Genomic DNA, 26,479 nt, shown 5'->3' with positions numbered 1-26,479 from the left:
AGAAAATGCAAATGAATTTATAAACCTACTTTTAAGCAATTAACAAAAGAATACATAATCGTCAATAGCTTTCATTTCTAATTTGTTAACATAACTTTTAATTTCTTTTTGAGAATTTTTATTGGCAACGGTAATAATACTTTGTGGGTTTTTAAGAGTTTTTAAATAACTAAAAGGTTTCAATATATTGCCATAAATATCTCTGCCAATTTTATTTGGATTATCACAAATCCACTCAAAAGGAATATCTCTTTTAATCAGCGCTTTAGCTATAGATTTTCCTTTGTTTCCTGCACCCCAAACCACAAGGGTTTTATTTGGATTATAATCCAATTCTAAAAAGTAATGTAGTTTTAAGTCTATAAAATGATTTTTAGCATAATTCACATGCGTTCTAGAAGTACGATAGCTATAATCCCTCCAATCATGTAAAACGGTATCACATGGAATACACTTAAATTGGTGTTTGTAAAATCGAAATGCCAAATCATAATCCTCAGGATATCTGTCGGGATTAAACGCATTACAAGTCATTAAATCTTCTCGATGAATCATCCAACACGGTGATGGAATGACACATTCTTTATAAATTTCAGAATAATTATTTCCAGATTTAGTTAATTCGTTTAACCAAATTTCATAACTTTTATAACCTTCTTTTATACCTTCCTCAGAAAAATAATTGACCAAACCAATAGCAATATGTTGTTTTCCGAATTTTAATAAATTAGTTGATAACACCTCTAATTTTTTTGGATACATAATATCATCGCTATCCATTCTCGTTATAAACTCCCCTTTACTTTTAGAAAAAGCTAATTGCAAAGCATCAATAATCCCGTTACCAGAATTTTTTATGAGTTTTATTCTGTTGTCATGTTCAGCAAATTGTTTTACAATAGTATAGCTATTATCTGTTGAAGCATCATCGATAATGAGTAATTCCCAGTTGGTATAGGTTTGATTTTGTATAGATAGCAAACAGTTACTTATAAAAGCTGTTGTATTCTTAAAAGGAATTAATATGCTTATTAAAGGTTTTTGCATCTTGCGAATTTAACAAAACCTTAAGAAGAAAGCATGTAACATAATAGTAATTTCGGCGTCAATTAATGATATATCATATAAAAAAGACTTAAATGAACACAAAAATTCTTTCCGCATCATTGATGGTTGGCATTTTGCTGGCCAGTTGTAATTCAACAAAGCGTACGACTAATGATTTAGCAACAAGTTTACCTATTGAAACGTCAATAAATTTAACAAACATTAGTAATGATAAAGCACCAGTAACTATTAATCCTGGTCGTTTTACACTAGAAACCGTAACATATAGGTTACCAAGAGTTATTCCAGGAACCTATTCTGTGAGTGATTTCGGAAAATATATAGACGATTTTAAAGCTATTGATTATAGTGGCAATGAAATGCAAGTTAATAAAGTGGACTCAAATACATGGTCTATTGCTAATGCAAAGCAATTAGATAAAATCACCTATTCAGTTAATGATACTTACGATATTGAAGTTGCTGGAGGTATAGGTAAAGATACGCCATTCTCGCCAGCAGGAACCAATATTGAACCTAATAATTATGTATTAAATCTACATGGCCTTATTGGATATTTTGATACTTTAAAAAATAATCAATACAAATTGGATGTAACAGCACCTGCTGATTTTGTTCGCACATCTGCATTACAAAATATAAGCTCTAAAACAAGCGAAGATGGTAAAAGTGTAACTTCTAGTTATTTTGCTCCAAGATATTTTGATATAACGGATAACCCAATGATGTATGGTAACTTAGATGTTGAAGAATTTCAAGTGGGTGCTATTAAAATTGTTTTAAGTGTATATTCGCCAAATAAAGTGCATACCGCAGCATCACTTAAGGAAACGGTTTTTAACATGATGCAAGCTCAAAAAACATATTTGGGTGATATAAATTCTACCTCTCGTTATGATATTTATTTATATCTATCTGATGGTAAAGACGATTCTCCAAAAGGGTTTGGTGCTTTAGAGCACCATACATCTACAGTTGTGGTATTATTAGAATCTATGGATAAAGCAGCTTTGGCATCTAGTATGATTGATGTGGTTTCCCATGAGTTTTTCCATATTGTAACCCCTTTAAGTGTACATTCTGAAGATGTACATTACTTTGATTATAACGATCCAACATTCTCAAAACATTTATGGATGTATGAGGGCGTTACGGAATATTTTGCAACCTTATTCCAAGTTAACCAAGGGCTGGTTGAAGAATCGGATTTTTTCAATAAGGTTATGACTAAAATTCAACGTTCAAAGCGTTTAAATGATACTATGAGTTTTACCATAATGAGTGAAAATGTTTTAAAAGCTCCTTATAAGGATCAGTATTTAAATGTTTATCAAAAAGGAGCCTTAATAGGCATGTGTATAGATATTTTAATGCGAGAAGAAAGTAATGGAAACAGAGGTATTTTATCTTTAATGAAAGAGCTATCTAATAAATATGGAAAAAATAAGCCTTTTGAAGACGATAAGCTTATAGATGAAATTGTAGCAATGACTTACCCCTCTCTAGGAGAGTTTTTCAATACTCATGTTATAGGCGATACACCAATAAACTATAATGAGTTTTTTGAAAAAGTAGGATTAGAGATAGGAGAAGGTAAAGTAGAAACTAACTATATATTAATGAATGGAGCACCTATTATTAGTGGTGATCCACAAAAAGGCACCATCTTTTTTACTGATGCTGTATTAGCAAATAGTTTTTGGGCTGAACAAGGTGCGCAAGCTAACGATGTTATTAAAACAATTGATGGGACTAATGTAACATTACAAAACGCAAACCAAGTTCTACAGAAAGTATTTGGTTGGAAACCGGGGAAAGATGTTGAGGTTAAACTAGATAGAAATGGCGAGGAGATTCTTATAAAAACTACTGTAACTAAAACCTATACTACAGGAAAAGGTATCATGGAAAAAGCAGATGCTACCGATGCTCAAAAAGCATTACGTAAAGCTTGGATAAAAGGCTAATTCTGTTTTGAGTTACAATTTAGGATTAACGATTGATAGGCTATTAGTTTATCAATCGTTTTTTTTTAGGCTTAACAAACTTAAAACCCTTCAAAAACACCAAGACCAAATAAAGCAAAATCGTATTTAACAGGGTCGTTTTTGTCTAGTTTTCTTAAACTTGTGTCTAATTCAAATAGAGCTTTGCCGTCATTTTGTTTTCGTTTTAACAAGTTTAATTTTCTAGCAACATTACCTGAATGGACATCTAAAGGACAGGAAAGTTGGCTAGGTGATAGACTTTCCCAAATACCAAAATCTACACCAGTTTTATCGTTTCGTATCATCCAACGCAGAAACATGTTAATGCGTTTTGCTGCTGAATTTTTTAGAGGATCACTCACGTGTTTTTGAGTCCTTGGCAAATGTTTAATTTCAAAAAAAGCAGTTTTAAATTTTGAAATGGATTTTTGAAGGGAGTCTTTCTCGGCGTGTTTGGTAAAAACAGATTCTAAACCATTATAATTCTTATAAATATACTGAAGCGATTTAATAAACTGTATGCAATCATGTCCATTAAATGTTCTGTGTACAAAGGGTTGTAGCTTTTCTAAATCGTTTTTTTGATGATTTATAACAAAATCAAAAGGCGCATTATCTAGTAAATGCATAAGTTTATTGGCATTATTAATAATACTTTTTCTATTACCCCAAGCAATGGTTGCTGTTAAAAAGGCAGATATTTCAATATCTTCTTTTTTAGTAAATAGATGTGGAATTTGAATAGGGTCACTTTCAATAAACTTTGGATTATTGTACTGTTCGACTTTACGGTCTAGAAAATCTTTTAATTCTAGGGTATTCAGTTTATTAGTCACTTACTAATTGTTTTCATAGCAAAAGTAATAACTGTTTTGTAATTTAAGGAACGTAAAAGAAAATATAAACTTATTCTATTCTAATATAATTTTCTGCCAGAATGCGATCACCATTTTCATCAAGTTCAATTTGATTAAAAGTATTTTCATTTAAAATAAGTTCAAAGTGGAACTCATTACTTTTCTCAATAGCTTTGTTCATGGAGTTTGAACCATAAACTATGGTTTCAACAAGTGTGCTATCAGTGGTTTTGTAGTTTCCATATCCAAACCAATCGGTTGAATCTTGTTTGTTTAATCTGCTCCACATAACTTTATTAGGAGAATAGATTTTAATTTGTTTATATGTATCACTACTCATAAACGAATCGGATACTTTATTATCCAAATAATTATAATAACCAACCATTTGCCATACACCAACAAGACTATGTTTATCATTATTTTCTATGGTCACTTTATTATCAAGCATTTTATCATTTTTACATGATATTAGAATTAGCGCAACTATAAAATAGGTAAAAAAATATCTCATAATAGTCAAATTTAGTAGTTAGAAAAGATCTTCTCTAAGTTACAAAAAAATATAACACCCTCATTATTAGATGTGTGCTTTTTTTGAAATAGAAAAGGAGGATTTATGTTTGAACTTTAGGAGATATAAATTAATTTACAATATTTCCATCAACCATGGTTAGCTTTCTATCAGCTAAATTGGCCAATTCTTCATTGTGGGTTACAATGACAAAGGTTTGACCAAACTCATCACGTAGCTTAAAAAATAAACTGTGTAAATTTTCAGCAGATTCACTATCTAAATTACCAGAAGGTTCATCAGCAAAAATTAAATCAGGATTATTTATTAGTGCTCTTGCAACGGCAACACGCTGTTGTTCACCCCCAGAAAGCTCATTGGGTTTGTGGTTGTAACGATTTGATAGGCCTAAAAAATCCAAAAGCTCTTTAGCATGTTTTTCAGCTTCAGTTTTTTTTACTCCTTTTATAAAAGCTGGTAAGCATACATTTTCAATAGCAGTAAATTCTGGTAATAATTGGTGAAACTGAAATATAAAGCCAATATGTTCATTTCTAAATTTGGCTAAAGCTTTATCGTTAAGGACATTTATTTTTGTATTATTTATATTTAACTCAAAATTTTCATTCGAAGTTGCTTTGTCCAATGTTCCTAATATTTGTAGCAAAGTTGTTTTTCCAGCCCCCGAAGCACCAACAATAGAAACGATTTCGCCTTTTTTAATATGGATATTCACACCTTTTAAAACCTGTAAATCACCGTAGTATTTATGTATGTTTTTTGCTTGAATCATTTGTAATAAATAATAGCTGTGAATTTACTACTTTAAGCCGTTATGTACAATTAAGATTGCTTTTTATTGTAAAGTCCATTTTAAGCTTTATATTTATTTAAAAAAAATCTATGCCTTATAAAAGTTTTGAAGAATATAGTCTGCAAGTTACTGATGATGTAAAACAACGTTATAAAAATATAATTAAAGATTTAGGAGAAGACACCAAACGCGAGGGGCTTTTAAAAACACCAGAGCGTGCTGCCAAAGCTATGCAGTTTTTAACTCAAGGTTACGACCAAGATCCTGTTGAAATTCTTAAGGCAGCCATGTTTAAAGAGTCTTATAATGAAATGGTTATTGTAAAGGATATAGAACTTTATTCGCTTTGCGAACATCATATTTTACCATTTTTTGGTAAAGCCCATATTGCTTACATACCCAATGGTTATATTGTAGGCTTAAGTAAATTACCTAGAATTGTTGATGTTTTTGCTAGGCGATTACAGGTTCAGGAGCGTTTAACGGAACAAATTTTAGATTGTATTAATGATACTTTGAAACCTCAAGGTGTAGCTGTGGTTATTGAAGCCTCTCATATGTGTATGATGATGCGTGGTGTACAAAAACAAAATTCTATTACTACAACATCTGGATTTAGAGGACAGTTTGAAAAAATTGAAACTAGAAATGAATTTTTGAAGTTGATAGGAAAGTAGATTTGGTATGTTTCTTGTTTGTAGTTAGGTGTTAAAAATGACTTAATGAATAAATACAAAAAATTAGTACTTGGCATTGTTCTAGATGCCGTAGGATATGTGTCTTTTGTTATTCCTGGTATTGGTGAGTTTACAGATATTGTTTGGGCACCGGTTTCGGGTTGGTTAATGACTAAACTTTATAAAGGGAAACCTGGAAAAATAGCTGGTGTAGTTACCTTTATAGAAGAGGCTTTACCTGGATTTGATGTCATACCTACATTTACATTAATGTGGTTATATACTTATGTTTTTAAAAAGAAATAAATTAATCTTCTTCTGGAAATGTAATATGCTGATAAGCTCCTAAATCTGGAGAAACTGTTCTATTTACATTTAGAATGTCAAAAGGAATCTGAGTTGCAAAAGATCCTAAACCTTGATTTATGGCTGCAGAATCATCACCTATAATGAATTCATTCAAATCGGCGTCTTTAAAATTAGGGTCTTCATTAAATATATTGCCTTCATATTTTGAGGTATCACTTAAATTATAATTAGGCCCTGTAAAATTATTATTCGAGTCTCGAAAACGAATTAAAGAATTGGAAAACTTAAAATTGAAAACCACAGACTCATCTTCAATTTCATCTAATAAAATTTCTGGATTGTCATTTCCATAGATAATACAATTATTAAAATTAGCTTCAGTTAAATCTGCTATTGTTGCGTTATTGTCTTCATCCAAAACAAAATTGTTCAATAAAACAGCAGGAAATTGTCTAAAACCATTATTCCAATAATTTGCAATTGTAGAATGTGTAAAATTATACTTCCCACCTAAGGTTCCTGCAAATGATGATAAACCAGAATTATTAATAACTACATTTCCCCCAGCAATGGATGTGTTTCTTCCTAAAACCCCAAAACTTGCAGAATTATAGACTTGTGTATTTGTAATGGTGAGTTTATTGGATGCTTCATCTGGATTTCCATCGCATAAAATACCAATGTTAGCATTTTTTATAGTAGCATAATTTATAGTGTTATTAACGCTACCATCTAAAAGCCAAATAGTTCCCCATTGTCCCGGGACATCTGAGAAGTTAGGTTCTAAACGATCACCTTCAAAGATGACTTCGTTTTCAAGTAAGTTACGGTCATTACTAAATGTACCATTTACATGAATTGATGCTGCATTAGAAACTATAATACCTGAATTTTCATGAAAATGTAAACGTGAACCGGCCTGGATAGTTAAGGTTTCGTTAGGTGGTACGGCAGCGAATCCGTAAATAACATAAGGCTTTTCGTTTGTAAAAGAGAGTTCTGTAGATAATAATTCACGTCCTTGTAGTTCAGTTTCAATTAATTCACCACCAATATTAAGTGTTAATGTTTCTATAATTTTTGTAGTATTATCTCTGTCTGGGTAAATAAATATGGCATCTTGGACGAGGGTTACTAATTCTACTTTTTGTTGATTTGACCCGCTATCAAATTCGATTTGATCAGTATATAAATAAGTACCATCTGGATTTGGAAAATTATTTATATCTATGGTGGATTCAACAAAAATAAATAAGCTGTCTTCTGCTAATATTTCTATATTTTCAAAAGTCTTTCCAGAAATTCCGTCAACATTCAATCTATAATTTGAAGTTTCTCCTAAAGCTAACCTTACGGAAGGAATAGAAATATCATCATCACTTCTATTATATACTTTTAAATTATAAGTACTGGATCCAATATTGGTAAAAACCGTATCTAAATAAACCGTATCTTTTGAAAACTGAAGACTTCCGGTACTTGGTGAAAATTCAAAATCTTTACGGCAAGAACTCCAAAGCATTAAAAATCCTAGTGTGATTATAAAGTATAAATAACGTTTCATTAAAATGATGGGTTTTGAACGATAAAAATATAACTTTTGAAATTATGATTTAGTATGTTATGGGTGAATTAATAAAATAAATCAACTATTTCTTTTGTAATTCTTGTTGGACGTCCGCTTTTAGCATTCATAAAGCACCATTTAGTTTCGGATTTTGCTAGCAATTTGTTTGTGTTTTCATTATACATTTCAACAATCCGAGTACTGGTTAAGCCCTCGGACTTTTCAACATAGGTTTTAATTTTTATAAGGTCGTTTAAAAATGCAGCACTTTTATATTCAATAAAATGTGACATTAAAAACCAACTGTATTGGGTTTGTATATCTTCAGAAGCTTTTGATTGCCAATGTGCTTTTGCTATATTTTGAACCCATTGGACATAATGCACATTATTTACATGGTTTAAATCGTCTATGTATTCTTTAGTTACTACTAAAGTTATTTCGTATGTATTCATTCTAAAATAAATGAGACTATGTTATACCAATTTAATTATGAAATGTAGCATAACCAAATTGGTATAAAAAATGCAAAAGTAAGGCATTCTTATTACTTAACCCTAAAATATTACTTTTAGAAAGCCTCAAATCTTTCTATTCAGGCTACAATAATTCTCGAAGCATTTTTACAGCAGTTTCTGCAGTAATATCTCTTTGAGGAGAACCGAACATTTCATAACCTACCATAAATTTCTTAACGGTTGCACTTCTTAATAACGGGGGATAAAAGCTCATATGCCAGTGCCAATGTTTGTTTTCATTGCTATCTGTTGGTGCTTGATGGATACCACTAGAATAAGGGAACGACGTATTAAATAATTTATCATAGGCTTTAGTGATAACCGAAATGGCTTCGCCATATTGTAAAGTATCATTATCATTCATCTCTAATATGTTTGCTTGTTGTTTTTTAGGAACAATCATAGCTTCAAAAGGCCATATTGCCCAAAATGGAACTAAAACTACAAATTCATCATTTTCAAGAATAATACGTTCTTGTTTTTCTAATTCTTGTGCTAGATAGTCACCTAATAGACTGCTGTTGTTTTTATTATAGTAGTTTAGTTGTTGTGTGTTTTTCTTATCAACTTCATTAGGTAGTGTTGATTGACTCCAAATTTGTCCATGTGGATGTGGATTGCTACAGCCCATAACAGCACCTTTGTTTTCAAATATTTGAATGTAATTAATATTTGGGTTTTTAGCTAATACTGCATATTCTTTTTGCCATGCGAATACAACTTTTTGAATTTCACTAGGGGACATATGAGCTAAACTTTTTGAGTGGTCTGGGCTAAAACATATCACCTTACATATACCAGTTTCACTTTGTGCTAATAGAAGTCTATCATTAACATTAAATGATTTTGAATCACTTTGAAGTGCGGCGAAATCGTTAGTAAAAACAAATACATCTTTATATTTTGGATTTATTTCACCGTTAATTCTTGTGTTTCCTGCGCATAAATAACATGTTTTATCATATGTTGGTCTCGCTTCATTTGAAATAGCTTCATTTTGTCCTTGCCATGGTCTTTTTGCTCTGTGTGGTGATACTAAAACCCATTCGCCAGTTAATATATTAAAACGTTTATGCGAATAATCTTGTAAATCGGTATTCATTTCTAAATTATATTATTGTTAATTATTTTACTAAGCGTGTACCTTCCGAAAGTTCTATAAAGTAAACAGAACATAATTTATTAAAGGTGTTATTATAAGCATTACAGGCAAATTCAGTAAATGCTTTTGCTTCACTTTTGGCTACTAAATTAATTGTGCAACCGCCAAAACCACCACCCATCATTCTTGCACCTAATACATTGTCATTAGATTTGGCTAGGCCTACTAAAAAATCTAATTCGTCACAACTTACTTTATATTGATGCTGTAATCCATTATGTGATTGAAAAATTAAAGCCCCTAAGGTTTCCAAATCGTTATCTTCAATAGCTTTTGAAGCCATAACAGCTCTATTGTTTTCTTGTATGACATAAAGAGCCTTTTGAAAATTTTCTGGAGTTACTTTATCTTTTATGGTTTCCAAATCTATTACTGTTGCATCTCTTAGTGCTTTTACACCCAACATTTCAGCAATACTTTCGCAAGCAGAACGTCTATCATTATAAGCGCTATCAGATAAACTATGTTTAACATTGGTGTTAATTAGCATTAATTGATGATCTTTAAAATCTATTTCATACGATTTAGATTGAATGGTTCTACAGTCTAAGAGTAATGCGTTGTTTTTTATACCAAACATACTGGCATATTGATCCATAATACCACATTTAACACCAACATAATTATGTTCGGCTTTTTGTGATATTAATATCATTTCGTGTTTTGTAAGCTCTAAATTAAAAAGTGTATTTAAACCAAAAACCACACTGTTTTCTAATGCAGCTGATGATGACATACCGGCACCACCAGGGATATTACCTTTAAAAACAATATTAAAGTTATCTACTACTTTGTTTCGATTTTGAATTTCGGCGACAACTCCAAATACATAGTTTTCCCAACTTCCTTCAGCTGAAGGTTTTAATTTATCTAAAACAAATTCAATTTTACTATCCATATCTAAAGCATAAGCAGTAGAAATGCCTGCGTTTGTTTTTTGAATAGCTGCTGCTATACCTTTATCTACTGCAGCTGGAAATACAAATCCATCATTATAATCGGTGTGTTCGCCAATAATATTAATTCTTCCAGGCGAAAAAATTAAAAGCGGTTCTGTTTTAAATGTTTTTATAAATGTTTCTTTTACATCATTAATTAATTTAACACTCATATTAACTCTTTGCTTTAGTTGTTATTTAATTTTTAGGTTCCACGTAAGATTATAGATGTCATTAGCATTTAAAACTTTTAAACCTATTTTATTATTAAAACTATCAGAAACGCCAGTTGTGGGTTCAATAGCTATAGTATTAGATTTAGGAGGTGTATAGAGTTGTAAAAAATTATTTTTTACAGAAGAAGAAATCAATAATTGATATTTTGGTGTAATAAATGTTATGTTATTTGAGTCTAATATCCAGCAATCATCTAATTGCTTATCCTTAATTTCGAATGTGTTTATTAACTCTATATTTTCAATACCAGTTGTAATGTTTCTGTCTCCAATAATTATTTTTTGTGAGCTAATAAAATTTAGAGAACTATTGTATAAATTGTCACTTAAAAAATAGGGATGCCATCCAATTGTAAACGGAAATGCTTTAGAGCTCGTATTTTTTACTGAGACATTCAGACTAAAATCAATATCTGAAAAAATATACTCTAATTGAATTTTATACGTGTAAGGAAAACCAATTGAATTACTAGTTTCGTTATATTCTAACTTAATTGAAGCGAAATCTTTATAAATAACTTTTTCAATGACTTGGAAGGTTTTATTGTAAACTAAGCCATGTATAGCATTGTTTTCTTCTTCTTGATTTTTCTCTAACTGATATACTTTATCTTCAAAGGGATATGTTCCATCCTTTATTCTGTTTGCAAAAGGAAATAGAATAGAAGAAGCATAAGAACTATTATATTTTAAAGGGGTTAAATCTTCAATTAATGTATGTCCCTTTAAAGTTAAACTCTGTAAACTAGCACCATCATTTAGGGAAATTTTAGCGTACAGTTTTTTTTTAGGATTTTCTATTGCTAAAAAGTTTAAATCTTTGTTTTGTGTAATGCTAAACATTCATATAGATTATAATGAGTTTCTAACTATTAAATCATTTGGGTTTTCTATTTGTAGTGTATCTTTATTCAATATCATTTCAGCTAAGCGTTTCCCCATACTTTTAAAATCTGTGGAAATAGTGGTAATACCTCCTTCTACTATCTCTTTAAGTAGTGTGTCGTTATATGATATGACTCCAATATCTTTTGATAGAGTTAATTTGTCTTGTTTCATTTTTTTAATAACTCTTAGTAATATTTTATCATCGGGTATTATATATAATTCGCCTTTTTCTAAATTTTTATTTTGAAATGAGTTAATAACTTCAAATGGAAACTTGTGTTCTTTACAGAATAAAGTAAACCCTTTAAGAATACCTTGTGGTTGTTTGTCTTCTGGAAAAATTAAAACTAGTTTTTTATATTCTTCTATTAAATCAAGGGCTTTGTTGAGATTGTTATAAAGCGCTTTTTCAAAATTTTGATATACTGCGGGATAATGAGACAAGTCTTCATGAATTTGATCTAAAATGTAAACTTTACCATTGGGAAGCTTTTGTATGTCTTCATTTGTATTACTCAAATTAGCAGGCATTATTACATAGTAATTATATACTCCTAAATTGTCATTAATGAGTTTGCTGAAAATATTTTTGTTAAAATGATGAAAATAAATATCAACTTGAATATTGCTCCCCATACTTTCTAAAAACGAGTTGTATAAATCTTCTTTAAATGAGTTAAGTTCATCAAAAAGCAGAAATATTTTTTGGGTGACGTTTACATTTTCACTTGATATATAATAACCTTTACCCACGACAGATTGTATAATACCTCTGTTTTTCAACTCGTTAAAAGCCATCAATACGGTATCTCTAGAAAGCTTATGGTCGTTTTTAATTTTATTAATTGAGGGTATTTGGTCTCCTTTTTTTAAAACACCAGAAATTATTAATTCTTCTATTGAATTAATAATTTGTTTGTATTTAGGAACTCCTATTTTTTTTTTAATTTTTATCATAATAATTGATTACAAATATATAAAAAAAATATTAAAACATACTAGACCCTACTAGTTTGGTTTTTTTGTTCAAAATGCATAGTTTTTTAAAATTTAATTTCTATATTGGGCTCTTATTTACTAATCAAACTAATTATTTTTATTATGACAGCAGGATTTGAAATGTGGGACTATGTAGTCTTTATTGCTTATGCTATTTTAATTTTAGGAGTGGGGTTGTGGGTATCTCGAGATAAAGAGGGGCACCAAAAAAATGCCGAAGATTACTTTTTAGCAAGTAAATCTTTACCATGGTGGGCTATAGGTACATCATTAATTGCAGCTAATATATCGGCAGAACAATTTATTGGTATGTCAGGATCTGGATTTGCTCTGGGTATAGCAATAGCATCTTATGAATGGATGGCAGCTTTAACATTGATAATTGTTGGTAAGTATTTCTTGCCCATTTTTATAGAAAAAGGTCTTTACACAATTCCAGAGTTTGTTGAAAAACGCTTTTCAACAAATCTTAAAACAATTTTGGCTGTATTTTGGTTGGCACTTTACATATTTGTTAATCTAGCGTCGGTATTATATTTAGGTGGTTTAGCTATTGAAACTATCATGGGCGTAGATATGATGTATGCTATTGTAGGTTTGGCACTATTTGCTGCGGCATATTCATTATACGGTGGGTTATCTGCAGTGGCATGGACAGATGTTATTCAGGTAGTGTTTTTAGTTTTAGGTGGTTTGGTAACTACATACTTAGCTTTAAATACTGTATCTGGAGGAGAAGGTGTTTTAGTTGGATTTTCTAAAGTATGGGAAGCAGCTCCAGAAAAATTTCATATGATATTAGAAGAGACTAATGATAACTATATAAACCTTCCAGGCATATGGGTCTTGGTAGGTGGTTTATGGGTTGCTAATTTATACTATTGGGGTTTTAACCAGTATATTATTCAAAGAACATTAGCTGCCAAATCATTAAAGGAATCACAAAAAGGTATCTTATTAGCAGCATTTTTAAAGCTTATTATCCCTTTAATTGTTGTTATTCCTGGTATTGCTGCTTATGTAATGGTAAACGACCCTTCAATTATGGCTAATTTAGGAGAAGTAGGTATGCTAAACATGCCATCTACTGAACAAGCAGATAAAGCTTATCCATGGTTATTACAGTTTTTACCGACAGGGCTTAAGGGCGTGGCTTTTGCTGCTTTAGCTGCTGCCGTTGTATCCTCTTTAGCATCCATGCTAAATTCTACGTCTACTATATTCACAATGGATATTTACAAGCAATACATAAACAAAAAGGCTGATGATAAAACAACAGTAAATGTTGGACGAATTTCTGCAGCCATTGCATTAATCATTGCAGTAATTGTTGCACCACTTTTAGGAGGAATTGATCAAGCATTTCAATTTATACAAGAGTATACAGGTATTGTAAGTCCAGGTATTTTAGCAGTATTTATATTAGGGCTATTTTGGAAGAAAACAACAAACAATGCCGCTATTTGGGGGGCTGTTTTATCTATTCCAATTGCATTAGCTCTTAAGTTTATACCAATTCCTGTATTTGAACCTTGGATGCATCAAATGGGAATTACAGCGATATTGACTATGATTATAATCGTTATAATGAGTAATGTGCAAAATAAAGGAGCGGATGATCCAAAAGGTATTAAAATTACTAAAGATTTATTTAAAACATCACCTTTGTTTAATATAGGTTCTATTGCGGTTTGTATTTTATTAACCGTTTTATACTGTTTGTTCTGGTAGAATAGCATGGTTTAAAATAAAAAACATTTCTTTTGGTTAGATATATAGTTAATTTTATATTTGCAAACCAAGAAAACAAAAATGTTTTCTATGAGGGCTCTTAGCTCAGCTGGATAGAGCACCTCCCTTCTAAGGAGGCGGTCGAAGGTTCGAATCCTTCAGGGCTCACAAAAAGCTTTAACATGAAAATGTTAAGGCTTTTTTGTTTAGTATATTTTTGAAGTTAATACTATAATTTTATTATCATCAATATCAGTAGTAAAAAACAAATAACTATCCCCGCCATCACTTATTTTAAGTTTTTTTCTTATTTGTTGGACTGTTTCAGGAAAGTTTCGAGTTGTAATGTTAGCTTTTGTAATGGATGATTTTTTAAGTTCTTTTCTATTGTAGGAAATGACCTTATTAATTTTAAAAACCCTTCCTGGAAAATCAATGCGTTTATTGCTAGTGTATAGGTGCGAATGTTTGTGAAGTTTATAAATTCCCAATTGTTCAGAAATTTGATTAAAAGCTCCAGCTTTTAAAACGGCAGCATTTGGCTCGTATAAATAGGTAAGTGGCAAACTGTACTTGGATTCGGTTTGTTTTTTGTATTCTAAATAAAACTTAAAAAGTTGATTAGCTTCTTTTTTTATATTTATGGTTTCTATAGAAATTGGTTTGTTAAAATTAGCTTCTAAAATCCATAGTAGCTCTTTCACTTCATTATTTATGGCAACAATATGAATGCTTTTTACATACTTTAATTCGCTAATACCAACAGATAAATCCAATAAAGGCGATGTTTTAATCATTATGTTTTTAGAATGCTCAAAAAGTATATCTAAATGTTTTGGGATATCAGGTAAACAATCCTTCAAAAAGAACACTTTTCCTTTAGTATTATGACGCCTTGAAGGGTCAATGTATATCCAATCGTATGTTTTTTTTAAAGTGGATACATGATGGATACCATCAGTCTGGATTGTTTTTATGTTTTGAGCGTCTAGTTGATTATAATTGTGACCTACAATACTTGAAAGTGTTTTGTTTATTTCACAATGTTCAACGGTTTTAAATCGTTTTGAGAAGTAAAAACAATCTACGCCAAAACCTCCAGTTAAGTCTATTATTGAATGCCCTTTAATTAATTCTGATTTGTATTTAGCTGTTATTTCAGAAGAGGTTTGTTCAATATTTAGTTTGTTTGGATAATATATGTTTTCGCAATTAAACCATGTTGGTAATTTTATTTTGCAGCGCTTTTTTGCTTCAATTTGTTCTATAACTTCTTTGGTTTCTATATTGTAAAATGAAGTCCCTTTTAAAAGAAGTGTAGGGATATTAGACAGTAAATTGTTATTTATAAATTTTTGAACATCTGTATTTAAAATGGATATATTCAAAATGAATTTTATAAGTCTTTGGTCAGTTTTTTGACAATTTTATTTTCAGATAAAAAGGCTTTTAAAATGACTTTTATAGCCGTATAAGCTGGTACGGCTATAATTAAACCAATAACACCGAAAAGGATACCAGTAATTAATATAACTAAAAAGATTTCTAATGGATGTGATTTTACACTTTTTGAAAAGATGATGGGTTGGCTTCCAAAGTTATCGACCAATTGACCAATCATAAATACAATAAAGACCCAAAATGTTTTTGGTAAAATAATAGCACTAAATGATTCGCCAAGGTTACTGGTCATGGTTAATGTAAGCATTAAAAAGGCTCCAACTAATGGGCCAACATAAGGAATGAGGTTTAACAATGCACACAAAAAAGCGATGACTATTGCATTTTCAACTCCAATTATGAGTAATCCAATGGTGTAAATTATAAAAAGTATTGATATTTGAAATATAAGTCCAACAAAGTACCTAGATAGTAAATCTTTAATTTTTGTTGATGAAGTTTTCCAACGAGATTCTTTGTTTTCTGGTATAAAAGTTAAGATGCCATTTTCAAATAATCGGCTGTCTTTTAAGAAAAAAAAGGATATGAATAACACCGAAAATAATCCAATACTAAAGCTCCCTAATCCACTAATTATTGAGTTTAAAAAATTCGGTATTAATGCGAAGTCTATTTTTGAAAGTAAATCAGATTCTTTTAAAGATTGCTCAACATCTATTTGATGCAAATCAAAATAAGTTATAATTTCACTATATAAATTTTCAATATTTTCTTGAAGTTCTTCAATGTTTAACAATGATAAATTTTGACCTTGTTTTATGACTAATGGAATAAACAGACCAACTAAGCCAATAAAAAGACCTAGTAAGAGTACCATGGTAACTATAACTGCTATAGTATTTTTAAATTTTAATTTTCGTTCTAAAAACAAAACAATTGGTCTGCCAATTAACGATATTACTGCTGCAATAGCTATGTAACCGATAACGGATTGAATTTGATATAAAAAGTATACTATTAAAGTTATACCTAAAATAATGCCTACAGCTCTTAAAATACCGCTAGATATGGTTTTTGAATTCATGTAGTAAATATATAAAACTGTTTACAAAAGTTGTCTAGTCATTTCATATAATGCAATATTAGTAGCTTGTACGACATTCATACTGCTATTTTGTCCAAACATATCAATATGAATTACGGTATTGGATTGATTAAGAATGCCTTCTGAAACCCCAAAATTTTCATCACCTATAATAAGTGCAATTGGTTTTTCTTTTGAAAAGTTAAAGTTGTGAAGTGGTTTACTTGAATCTGTAATTTCTAATGAAATGATTTTATAGCCTTTCAATATTAGATTTTCAACAACTCCTGAAGCGGAATTGTGAATCTCAAAATTCACTGTTTTTTCTGTAGCTCTGGACGTTTTTGTTATTTTTCGTCCTAACTGAATGTTTTCACCACACAGAATTAGCTTCTCAATTCCAAACGTATCAGCAATTCTAAATAAACTACCAATATTTGGTGCATTAGTAACGTTATCGCAAACTAATGTGATAGGGAAGGTGTGTTTTTTAAAGTCGGTATTGTAGTGGGTTAGTTGCAAAAGGGTATGTATTTAAAAGCTTGTCTGTTTTCCTAATTAGCCCTTATTACTTTGGTTTTAGTAATATCTATATGGTAAAATAAATGATTAAAATTTGTATTGATGATTATTTACTCAAATTTAATTAATTTAAGATTAAATAAAAATCTAAGAGGGTAAAGACATATAAAAAAAAGATATTTATGATTAAATAAATATGTAATTATTTTATGACTTTTTGAAAAAGACTTGTCTTCAGTGAAATTTAAGATAGGGTAGGCATTAATATTCTTTAGTTCTTTTAATATATCATTGATAAATTTTATTGAAACATTTATTTTTATTAACTTTTTAATCATGAAATAAACATTCACATCTTTCCAAAATTTGATACTATCGATTACTCCCGATAAATTAGAGTCTTTTTTTTTAGTAATTTCTCCTAAAATGTCGGTTAATTTATAAATTAAAGCTTTATGATAACCAACCATTTTCTTTAGATGTATTGGGTCTTCACTATGTGAAATAGATGTAGGAACTTGTAAATACCTATGAACATCCATAGGTACAAAAGCAACTTTTTTTGATAATAAAAATAATTGAAACGTAAATGGAGTGTCTGCCATTGGATTGTTTTCAAGTTCAAAAGTAAGACCATTTTTAGTGATAAAATCACGTTTTATTAAATACCAATTTACGCCTAATTGAGGATTTTTGGCTTTTGACCAAAAATCAACACCAGTACAAATATCAATATTTGCAAATGTTTTTTCTGATTCAATACGGTATAAATCCATTCGTATTGTTTTGCGACTTTCAAAACCTAAAACATCAAGATTGTTTTCAACAGCAAGTTTTAGGAGTGTTCCAAGAGAGTTATATGATATATAGTCATCACTATCTATTTTATAGATATAATCACCAGTTGCCATTTGCATAAGTCTTTTTCTCGTATTTGTCCAGCCAGTGTTGCTTTGTTTATGAAGTTTAATGTTTTTAGCTTTTTTTGTATAGGCCTCTACAATATTAGCACTGCCATCAGTCGAACCATCATCTATAACTATAATTTCAAAGTCTTCGCTTGGTATATCTTGATTAATGAAGCTATCTAGACAATTTCCTATATATTTCTGAGCATTATACATAGGTATTAAAACGCTAAGCCTCATAATTTTCGAATTAAAAGTTTTAGCTAAGTTATTGTTATTATAAGCCGTAGATGAATTTTTTCGCTATTATACTTTTAAGACAGACCCATTGAAAGTTTAACTATAATTTATAATATTTTTAACATAATTATGTAGTATTATGTTTTAAGATATGTAGAAAAGACAACCAAATATTTTTTTTAACGTTTATTAAACTATTAATAGTTTAATTCTCAAAGGCATATTTTACAATATTTGCTCCCATTTTGAGGGCTTTATCTCTTACTTCTGCGGGGTCGTTATGTATTTCGGGGTCTTCCCAGCCATCGCCTAAATCGCTTTCATAGGTAAATAATAACATCAATCTATCCTCATGAAAAAGACCAAAAGCTTGGGGGCGTTTACCATCATGTTCATGTATTTTAGGTAAGCCATTTGGAAATTTGTATTCTAGATTGAAAATAGCGTGACTTGTTGGTAATTCAACCAAATCTTTATCTGGAAATACTTTTTTAAGTGCCTCGGTTATATAAGGTTTCATTCCATAATTATCATCAATATGTAAAAATCCACCAGATATTAAATAGGCTTTTAAGTTTTCAGCATCTGTTTCACTAAAAAAAACATTACCATGACCTGTCATGTATAATATCGGAAACTGGAAAATATCAGGACTTCCAACTTCTACAGTTTGAGGTTTTGGGTTTATTTTGGTGCTAATGTTTTTATTACAAAAAGAAATAAGATTTGGTAAAGCAGTAGGATTGCCATACCAATCGCCGCCACCTTTATATTTTAAAATAGCTAGATCTTGAGCAAATAAGCTAAAAACTAAAAGTGAAAAGCTAAAAGTTAAAAATAATTTCATGATAAGTTTACTCATTTATAAAGGCAACAGAATGACTAGCTACAATTGCAGCGGTTTCTGTTCGTAATCTAGTTTTTCCCAAAGTTACAGGAATAAAATTATTCTCTAAGGCTTGTTTGATTTCTTTAACAGAAAAATCGCCTTCGGGGCCAATTAAAATGGTAACCTCGGTTTTTGGTTTCAATTCTTGTTTTAAAGATTTTCTATCCGATGCTTCACAATGTGCAATAAATATATCCCCTTTAAAATCTTTTTTTATAAAGTCTTTAAAATTTATAGCTTCATTTAACTTTGGTAAATAGCAATTTAAAGATTGCTTCATAGCCGATTGTAAAATGCGCTCAAAACGTTCTGGCTTAATGAATTTACGTTCACTATGATGACATATTAAAGGTGTAATATAGTCAACACCAATTTCGGTGGCTTTTTCTAAAAACCATTCGTAACGATCATTCATTTTTGTTGGCGCTACTGCTAAATGTAAATCATAATTATGCTTGGTTTTAAGCGCTTTAGAAATAATTTTGACAGTACATTTATTAATATTTGGTATAGAAACTTTGGCTTTAAAAAGCCAACCTTTACCATTTGTAATGTTTATGGTATCACCAATATTTTTACGCAAAACTTTTATAATATGCTTACTCTCATCTTTTTGAAAAGAAAATTGTGTCGTGTTTTCGGAAATATCTGGGTTATAAAAAAGTTGCATTAGTCAATAGTTTCTACAATTTTTAAAACTTTAATTTCAGTAATGTTTTTAGGGTTGTGGGTTTTTAAAAACACATAATACTTTTTTGTTTCAGATATATCAACAGTAAAAATATCATTTAACTTATGTGTGTCGTCAATAATAGTTTTTTCAAATTCATAAGTATTGTCGCCATTAGTAAACCATCCTGTATCACCTCCTCTAGTCGCATTAGAGTCTTTGGAATAGTTTTTTGCCAAAAAATCAAAAGGGACGCCATAATTATACTTAGTTATTATTCTTTTTCTTATAGTATTAATGTTGTTAATATCCATTTGGTTTTCGTCTAAAACAATATAGCCTACCCTGTAATATCGTTTTTCAGTTTTCTCTACTATTTTATAAAATATTTTTTCAAAGTCTTTTTTTATGGTTTTAGTAGTTCCTTTTGAAAGTTTGAAAAGTTTTTTAGCTAAAACAGTTTTATGTTTTTCTTCATTAAACGTAATAAGTTTGTTCTTTTTGGAATGTTTTGATTCTAAGTAACTTTCAATTTGCTCGAGTGTTTCAAGGGTTTTTAATTCGCTTTCTGTTGAATTTTGAGCAGTTAAAATCGTGGTTATTGGAATAAATAATAAAATGAGTAAAGATTTGTGCATCGTGCTTGTTTTAATTCAAACTCAAATTTAAAAGTATTAGTGTGCAATATGTATGAAGCTAGAATAAGTTTTTAAGAAGGTATTGTTTATAACTTTGCTTTAACAAATATCATTCATAAAATAATTCATGCATTAATAACTAAATTATATTTTCAATCTAGCCGAAGCCACAATATCCTGTTCTGCAAAATCGCCTTCTAAATATTTTAAATACCCAACGACAGCAATCATAGCAGCATTATCTGTGGTGAATTCAAATTTAGGAATGTAGGTTGTCCAGCCAAATTTTTGTTCTCCATCTTTAAGTACTTGTCGTATTCCAGAATTAGCCGAAACACCGCCGCCAATGGCTATATGGGTAATATTGGTTTGTTTGGTCGCCAATTTTAATTTATCTACCAAAATACCAATAATGGTGTATTGGATAGAGGCACAAATATCATTTAGGTTTTCTGTTATAAAATTTGGATTTGCTTTTACTTCTCGTTGAATAAAATACAGTACAGCTGTCTTAAATCCTGAAAAACTAAAGTTTAAACCATCTACTTTAGGTTTGGTAAATCGAAATGCTTTAGGGTTTCCTAATTTGGCAAGTTTATCTATTTCTGGTCCCGCAGGATATCCTAAACCTAATATTTTACCACTTTTATCGAAAGCCTCACCAACAGCATCATCAATGGTTTCGCCAATAACAGTCATATTAAAATAATTATCCACTCTAACAATTTGGGTGTGGCCGCCAGAAATGGTCATTGCTAAAAATGGAAAAGGTGGTTTTTTAAAACCTTCTTCATCTATAAAATGTGCCAAGATATGTGCTTGCATGTGGTTCACATCTATTAAAGGAATGTTTAAACCATAAGCCAACGATTTCGCAAAAGACGTTCCAACCAATAGACTGCCCATTAACCCTGGACCTCTGGTAAATGCAATAGCGTTAAGTTGTTCTTTAGTAATATTTGCTTTTTTTAAAGCTTGATGAACAACAGGCACTATGTTTTGTTGATGGGCTCTTGAAGCTAGCTCGGGTACTACACCACCGTATTCCTCATGTATTTTTTGAGTTGCTACAACATTGCTTAAAATACAACCGTTGTATATTACGGAAGCCGCAGTATCATCGCATGAAGACTCAATTCCTAGTATATAAATATTTTGTGAAGACATTAATAAAAATTAGGCACAATAATTGTTAATTTTGAAAGCGAATAAACATCTCATATGTTATTTTTACTCGTAATTACAAAAGTAGTTTATTCTTAATTAAGTTGTAACTTTAAGGACATCAAAAAATTTCTAAAAATACTATCAAAAATAGTAGGTATTCTACTATTGTTATTCATCATTTTGGTGTTGGTATTGTCTATCCCTTTTGTTCAAACTGGACTTGGAAAATATGCGACTAAACGATTAAATGAAGATTTTAAAACTAATATTAATATCGATAAGGTTAGTTTGCAATTTAATGGCGATGTAGAGATTAAAAATATATACGTTGAAGATTACCAAAAAGACACCCTTATTAGTATTACTGAGCTAAACACCTCTATTTTAAGTTTTAAAAATTTATATAACGGCAATCTGGTTTTTGGTGATATTGATATTGAAAACCTCATATTTAATATTAAAACTTATAGAGGTGAAACGAATACAAACCTTGATGTTTTTGTAGACCGATTTGAAGATGATAATCCTAGAACTGGGAAGAGTAACTTTTTACTATCCTCTAGTGATGTGTCTGTTTATAATAGCGTTTTCAGGTTGTCTGACGAAAATAAAGAAACGATAAAAGTTCTTCATTTTGAAGATTTAAATATTAATGCTACCAATTTTTTAATTAATGGAAGTGATGTCAGTGCTAGGATAAACACCTTAGCTTTTAAGGATAGTAGGGGAGTATTGGTAAAGAATTTGATGACCGATTTTAGTTATACCCTAACCGATATGACTTTTGGAAACCTTCAAATAAAAACACCAAACTCAATTTTAAATGGCGATTTAAAGTTTTCATACAATAGAGCCGATTTACAATATTTTGTAGATAAAGTTTTGGTAACAGCAAATTTTAAGGATTCCAATGTTCAATTGGATGAACTTAATGCATTTTATAATGAATTTGGTGTAAATCAATCCGCTCGATTTAGCGTAAATCTCTCTGGAACGTTAAACGATTTACAAGCCAATAATTTAAGATTGAACACAAGTACCAATACAAAGGTTTATGGCGATATTAATTTTATAAACCTATTCAATAAAGAAGCAAATAACTTCTACATGAACGGCGATTTTAGAGATTTATCATCGACTTATAAAGATTTAAAAGCATTGTTGCCAAACGTTTTGGGAGATGCCATACCTACATCTTTTGATAGGTTGGGCCAGTTTACCATTGTTGGTAACTCACAAGTAACATCATCCAAAGTTATAGCAAATATTGAAATTCATACAGATTTAGGACTTGTAGATTCCAACTTAGAAATAAGTAAGATAAATGATATAGATAATGCTGATTATAAAGGTAATATTGTTTTTGAGGCGTTTGATTTTGGAACGTTTTTAAACGCACCAAATGTTGGTAATGCATCATTGAATTTTGATGTTAATGGTAATGGATTTACCAATGAAAATATAGATACCCAAGTAAAAGGCGATATTTTTGAAATTGAATACAATAATTATAATTATAAAAATTTAAAGGTAGCGGGTAATGTTAAAAACAGAATTTTTGATGGTAATCTGATTGTAAACGATAAAAATTTAAATCTGAATTTTACGGGATTAGTAGACTTTTCAGAAGATGTTAAGAAATATGATTTTGAGGCTGTTGTTGATTATGCTAATTTAAATACATTGAACTTTGTAAAAAAGGATAGTCTTTCTATTTTCAAGAGCAGTGTTAAAATGAACATGAACAGTAGTAATTTTGATGATGCTTATGGAAAAATAGCCTTTAGAAATACAATTTATAAAAATGAAAATGACACCTACTATTTTGATCAATTTGATGTGTCTTCTAGGTTTGAAAAAGATATTCGGTTTATAGAATTTAATTCACCAGATATTATTGAAGGTAATTTAAAGGGGCGTTTTTTATTCAAAGATTTAAAGAAATTATTTGAAAATTCAATAGGTCATATTTATACGAACTACAAACCGCATAAGGTAGATACCAACCAAAGTATCGATTTTAATTTTAAGATTTATAATAAAATTGTAGAAGTGGTTTATCCTGAGGTTGAGGTAGGAGCAAATACCTTTATCCGTGGTAGAGTAGAAAGCGAAGAAGAAAAATTCAAGCTAACCTTCAAATCTCCAAAAATAAAATTGTTAGACTATTTTGCTAATAATATTGAGTTGCAAGTCGATAATAGCAACCCGGTATTTAATACATATGTTGAGATAGATAGTTTAAATACAAAATATTATAATGTTTCTAAATTCAATTTAATTAATGTTACAGTAAACGACACCTTGTTTATGCGTTCAGAATTTAAAGGCGGTAAGCAAAATAACGATATCTATAATTTAAGTTTTTATCATACAATAAATACAGAAAATGAATCTGTTATTGGTTTCAAACAGTCTGATGTCACTATAAAAGATAGCAAATGGAATATTAATGAACACCAAGATAAATTCCATAAAATATCTTTTGATAAAAAGCTGACCAACTTTAATATTGATAAGTTTAGGGTTAATCATAATAATGAAGAAATTAAACTTTCTGGTTTTGTAAAAGACTCTACGCAAAAAGATATAAAACTAAATTTCACTAATGTTGATTTAGCTAAAATAACACCAGATATAGATAGTTTGTCATTATCAGGAAATGTAAACGGAAAATTGGACTTGCTTCAGAAAAATGGAACTTATTTGCCTAATTCGACTATCGTTATTGATGGTTTTAAAGTAAATGATTTCTTGTTAGGTTCTTTTGATGCTACGATAACTGGGAACGAATCACTTACTAATTACAATGTAGATGCTGTAATTAAGGACGATACCTCGAAATCTTTTAGTGCAAAAGGCGATATAGATGTTTCAAAAAAGCAATCCAAAATAAACGTAGTATTAGATTTTAATAAGTTTAATTTATTCCCTCTAAATCCTTTATTAGATGGTGTTTTAAGTAATATTCGTGGCGATGTAACAGGCGATGTTAAAGTTGTTGGTGATCTAACACGCCCAGATATTAATGGAAATCTAAATATTGATAAAGGCGGTTTGGGCATTCCTTATCTTAATGTAGATTACGATTTTAATGATAGAGCATCTGTAACATTAAAAAAACAAAGTTTTATTTTCAATAATATAAAGTTAACAGATACAAAACACAAGTCTACAGGACAATTAAACGGTGCTTTAAGCCATGTTAATTTTTCAAATTGGAGTTTAGATTTAGGTTTGTCTACAAATCGTTTATTGGTTTTAGATACCAAAGAATCCGAAGAATCGTTGTATTACGGCACAGGTTTTATTGGGGGACGAGCTAGAATATCAGGACCAACCGAACAATTGGTTATTAGCGTGGTTGGAGAAACAAAACGTGGTACAGTATTTAAAATTCCGCTGAGTGATGCTGAATCTTTTGGCGATAATTCATTTATTCATTTTATAACTAAAGAAGAAAAAGAAGCTAAGAAGAAAGGAGTTGAAGTTATTTTTGAAGAAATTAAAGGTTTAGAATTAGATTTTGATTTAGATGTTACTGAAGATGCTGAAGTTGAAATAATTATAGATAAAAACACAGGACATTCATTAAAAGGTCGAGGTCGAGGTGGACTATTAGTAGAAATTAACACTAATGGTAAGTTTAATATGTGGGGAGATTTCGCGGTGTTTGAAGGTGTTTATAATTTTGCTTACAGAGGCGTTATTCAAAAAGAATTCATCGTACAACCTGGAGGAACTATCGCTTGGGAAGGCGATCCCTTAGAGGCTGAAATAGACATGTTAGCTATATATAAAACTCAAGCAAATCCATCACCATTACTAGATAATCCTATAAACAGAAGTATACCAGTAGAATTAAATATTGCGATAACTGGCGATTTAGAACAGCCTAAACCTGATTTTAGTTTTGAATTTCCTAATGTGAGTTCAACCATAAAATCTGAGCTTCAATATAGGCTGGAATCAGATGAAGACAAACAAAATCAAGCCTTGTATTTAATATCAACAGGCTCATTTTCTAGAGGATTAAACGAAATTAATTTTTCGGGAACCATTGCGGAACGGCTTAATGGTATTCTTAATGGTATTTTTACGAGCGATGATAGTAAACTTAATATTGGTTTAAATTATGAAGCTGGGCAAAACAGACCAGATTTTCAAACCGATGATAGGTTTGGTGTAACCCTGCAAACTCAAATTAGCGACCGTGTGTTAATTAATGGGAAAGTAGGTGTTCCAGTAGGTGGTGCAACAGAAACTGTAATAGCAGGAGATGTAGAAATAGATTTTCTTTTAAATGAAGAAGGCACGCTTACTGCCAAGGTGTTTAATAGAGAAAACAGTATCCGAAATTTTGGTGAAGACATAGGGTATACTCAAGGGGTAGGACTTTCATATAATGTCGATTTTGATACTTTTAAAGAGCTGCTTCAAAAGTTGTTTAAAAAAACCAAAGCGCAGGAAGAATCCATCATAGAAAACACAAAAAAAGAAGAAGAAAATGCTTTACCAGATTATATTTCTATAAAGTCATCTTCAGAAAAATAACCCCCTTTTTCTTTCAATTTTTAACCGCAAAAGATTTTTTTTATCAACTAAAACGTTATAGTTCTAAAAGTCAAAGTAATTTACTGTAAATGCTATAGATATGTGCTATTTGTTTAGTAATTTTACCTAGAAAATTAAAA

At 30.2% G+C, this 26,479-nt stretch carries 23 protein-coding genes and 1 tRNA gene; 6 read left to right on the top strand and 18 right to left on the bottom strand.

Translation table 11 applies throughout. The annotated features are described in order from the left end of the window. Positions 1–39 precede the first annotated feature (39 nt). A complete protein-coding gene (locus tag ABD941_RS02650) occupies positions 40–1,047 on the bottom strand; it encodes a glycosyltransferase family 2 protein (protein ID WP_345272466.1) in 1,008 nt (335 codons plus the stop codon). 92 nt (positions 1,048–1,139) lie between these two features. On the opposite strand from ABD941_RS02650, the gene ABD941_RS02645 reads away from it, so the two are divergent. After that, positions 1,140–3,035, top strand: coding sequence for a M61 family metallopeptidase (locus ABD941_RS02645; protein WP_345272464.1), 1,896 nt, complete (start codon positions 1,140–1,142; stop codon positions 3,033–3,035). Positions 3,036–3,115: 80 nt separating this feature from the next. On the opposite strand, the gene ABD941_RS02640 is transcribed toward ABD941_RS02645, so the two are convergent. The 3 genes from ABD941_RS02640 to ABD941_RS02630 form a co-directional block, all read right to left on the bottom strand. Further along, entirely contained in the window at positions 3,116–3,880 is a 765-nt protein-coding gene (locus ABD941_RS02640; protein ID WP_345273654.1) for a TIGR02757 family protein, read from the bottom strand. Between the two features lie 82 nt (positions 3,881–3,962). Then, the gene (locus ABD941_RS02635; RefSeq protein ID WP_345272463.1) at positions 3,963–4,427 is read right to left on the bottom strand and encodes a hypothetical protein; all 465 of its coding nucleotides are present in this window, start codon (positions 4,425–4,427) and stop codon (positions 3,963–3,965) included. 130 nt (positions 4,428–4,557) lie between these two features. Beyond that, positions 4,558–5,220 (bottom strand): ABC transporter ATP-binding protein, encoded by a 663-nt coding sequence (locus ABD941_RS02630; protein WP_345272461.1) that lies wholly within the window; start codon positions 5,218–5,220, stop codon positions 4,558–4,560. 110 nt (positions 5,221–5,330) lie between these two features. Between ABD941_RS02630 and folE the strand changes: the two genes are divergently transcribed. Next, positions 5,331–5,918 carry a GTP cyclohydrolase I FolE gene (folE, locus tag ABD941_RS02625; RefSeq protein ID WP_345272460.1) on the top strand — a complete coding sequence of 196 codons (588 nt, stop codon included), beginning with the start codon at positions 5,331–5,333 and terminating at the stop codon, positions 5,916–5,918. 45 nt (positions 5,919–5,963) lie between these two features. Further along, entirely contained in the window at positions 5,964–6,224 is a 261-nt protein-coding gene (locus tag ABD941_RS02620) for a hypothetical protein (protein WP_345272459.1), read from the top strand. Between the two features lies 1 nt (position 6,225). On the opposite strand, the gene ABD941_RS02615 is transcribed toward ABD941_RS02620, so the two are convergent. From ABD941_RS02615 to ABD941_RS02590, 6 genes are all read right to left on the bottom strand, one after another. Next, positions 6,226–7,791 carry a hypothetical protein gene (locus ABD941_RS02615; protein ID WP_345272458.1) on the bottom strand — a complete coding sequence of 522 codons (1,566 nt, stop codon included), beginning with the start codon at positions 7,789–7,791 and terminating at the stop codon, positions 6,226–6,228. 68 nt (positions 7,792–7,859) lie between these two features. Beyond that, complete coding sequence (locus tag ABD941_RS02610; RefSeq protein WP_345272456.1) at positions 7,860–8,249, bottom strand: acyl-CoA thioesterase; 390 nt, start codon at positions 8,247–8,249, stop codon at positions 7,860–7,862. 145 nt (positions 8,250–8,394) lie between these two features. Beyond that, positions 8,395–9,414 carry a UDP-glucose--hexose-1-phosphate uridylyltransferase gene (locus ABD941_RS02605; RefSeq protein WP_345272455.1) on the bottom strand — a complete coding sequence of 340 codons (1,020 nt, stop codon included), beginning with the start codon at positions 9,412–9,414 and terminating at the stop codon, positions 8,395–8,397. A 22-nt stretch (positions 9,415–9,436) separates the two neighbouring features. Further along, positions 9,437–10,585 carry a galactokinase gene (gene galK, locus ABD941_RS02600; RefSeq protein ID WP_345272453.1) on the bottom strand — a complete coding sequence of 383 codons (1,149 nt, stop codon included), beginning with the start codon at positions 10,583–10,585 and terminating at the stop codon, positions 9,437–9,439. A gap of 21 nt (positions 10,586–10,606) precedes the next feature. After that, positions 10,607–11,491, bottom strand: coding sequence for an aldose 1-epimerase (locus tag ABD941_RS02595; protein ID WP_345272451.1), 885 nt, complete (start codon positions 11,489–11,491; stop codon positions 10,607–10,609). 9 nt (positions 11,492–11,500) lie between these two features. Beyond that, complete coding sequence (locus tag ABD941_RS02590) at positions 11,501–12,493, bottom strand: GntR family transcriptional regulator (RefSeq protein WP_345272449.1); 993 nt, start codon at positions 12,491–12,493, stop codon at positions 11,501–11,503. Positions 12,494–12,637: 144 nt separating this feature from the next. Between ABD941_RS02590 and ABD941_RS02585 the strand changes: the two genes are divergently transcribed. Both ABD941_RS02585 and ABD941_RS02580 read left to right on the top strand, forming a co-directional pair. After that, positions 12,638–14,266 carry a sodium/sugar symporter gene (locus ABD941_RS02585; protein WP_345272448.1) on the top strand — a complete coding sequence of 543 codons (1,629 nt, stop codon included), beginning with the start codon at positions 12,638–12,640 and terminating at the stop codon, positions 14,264–14,266. Between the two features lie 94 nt (positions 14,267–14,360). Further along, positions 14,361–14,434, top strand: a tRNA-Arg gene (locus ABD941_RS02580). Between the two features lie 38 nt (positions 14,435–14,472). Here ABD941_RS02580 and ABD941_RS02575 read toward each other — a convergent pair. The 8 genes from ABD941_RS02575 to tsaD all read right to left on the bottom strand — a co-directional run bounded on the left by ABD941_RS02575 (position 14,473) and on the right by tsaD (position 21,785). Next, positions 14,473–15,654 carry a THUMP-like domain-containing protein gene (locus tag ABD941_RS02575; protein ID WP_345272446.1) on the bottom strand — a complete coding sequence of 394 codons (1,182 nt, stop codon included), beginning with the start codon at positions 15,652–15,654 and terminating at the stop codon, positions 14,473–14,475. An 8-nt stretch (positions 15,655–15,662) separates the two neighbouring features. Then, on the bottom strand, positions 15,663–16,751 hold the full coding sequence (locus ABD941_RS02570) for an AI-2E family transporter (RefSeq protein WP_345272445.1): 1,089 nt from the start codon (positions 16,749–16,751) through the stop codon (positions 15,663–15,665). 21 nt (positions 16,752–16,772) lie between these two features. Next, positions 16,773–17,273 (bottom strand): TrmH family RNA methyltransferase, encoded by a 501-nt coding sequence (locus tag ABD941_RS02565; RefSeq protein ID WP_345272443.1) that lies wholly within the window; start codon positions 17,271–17,273, stop codon positions 16,773–16,775. Positions 17,274–17,383: 110 nt separating this feature from the next. Further along, the gene (locus ABD941_RS02560; RefSeq protein WP_345272442.1) at positions 17,384–18,421 is read right to left on the bottom strand and encodes a glycosyltransferase; all 1,038 of its coding nucleotides are present in this window, start codon (positions 18,419–18,421) and stop codon (positions 17,384–17,386) included. A gap of 205 nt (positions 18,422–18,626) precedes the next feature. Then, positions 18,627–19,268, bottom strand: coding sequence for a DUF4159 domain-containing protein (locus ABD941_RS02555; RefSeq protein ID WP_345272441.1), 642 nt, complete (start codon positions 19,266–19,268; stop codon positions 18,627–18,629). A gap of 7 nt (positions 19,269–19,275) precedes the next feature. Further along, complete coding sequence (locus ABD941_RS02550; protein ID WP_345272439.1) at positions 19,276–19,980, bottom strand: 16S rRNA (uracil(1498)-N(3))-methyltransferase; 705 nt, start codon at positions 19,978–19,980, stop codon at positions 19,276–19,278. Next, the gene (locus tag ABD941_RS02545; protein WP_345272438.1) at positions 19,980–20,618 is read right to left on the bottom strand and encodes a peptidylprolyl isomerase; all 639 of its coding nucleotides are present in this window, start codon (positions 20,616–20,618) and stop codon (positions 19,980–19,982) included. The genes ABD941_RS02550 and ABD941_RS02545 overlap by 1 nt, the downstream gene beginning before the upstream one ends. A 144-nt stretch (positions 20,619–20,762) precedes the next feature. Beyond that, on the bottom strand, positions 20,763–21,785 hold the full coding sequence (tsaD, locus tag ABD941_RS02540; RefSeq protein WP_345272437.1) for a tRNA (adenosine(37)-N6)-threonylcarbamoyltransferase complex transferase subunit TsaD: 1,023 nt from the start codon (positions 21,783–21,785) through the stop codon (positions 20,763–20,765). Positions 21,786–21,950: 165 nt separating this feature from the next. Between tsaD and ABD941_RS02535 the strand changes: the two genes are divergently transcribed. After that, positions 21,951–26,339, top strand: coding sequence for a translocation/assembly module TamB domain-containing protein (locus ABD941_RS02535; RefSeq protein ID WP_345272436.1), 4,389 nt, complete (start codon positions 21,951–21,953; stop codon positions 26,337–26,339). Positions 26,340–26,479: the final 140 nt, after the last annotated feature.

This window comes from Flaviramulus aquimarinus, assembly GCF_039543205.1.
In the GTDB taxonomy this organism is placed as follows: Bacteria; Bacteroidota; Bacteroidia; order Flavobacteriales; family Flavobacteriaceae; genus Flaviramulus_B; species Flaviramulus_B aquimarinus.
Note: the sequence above shows the minus strand (reverse complement) of the source record. Positions and strands in the feature narration are given on the sequence as shown.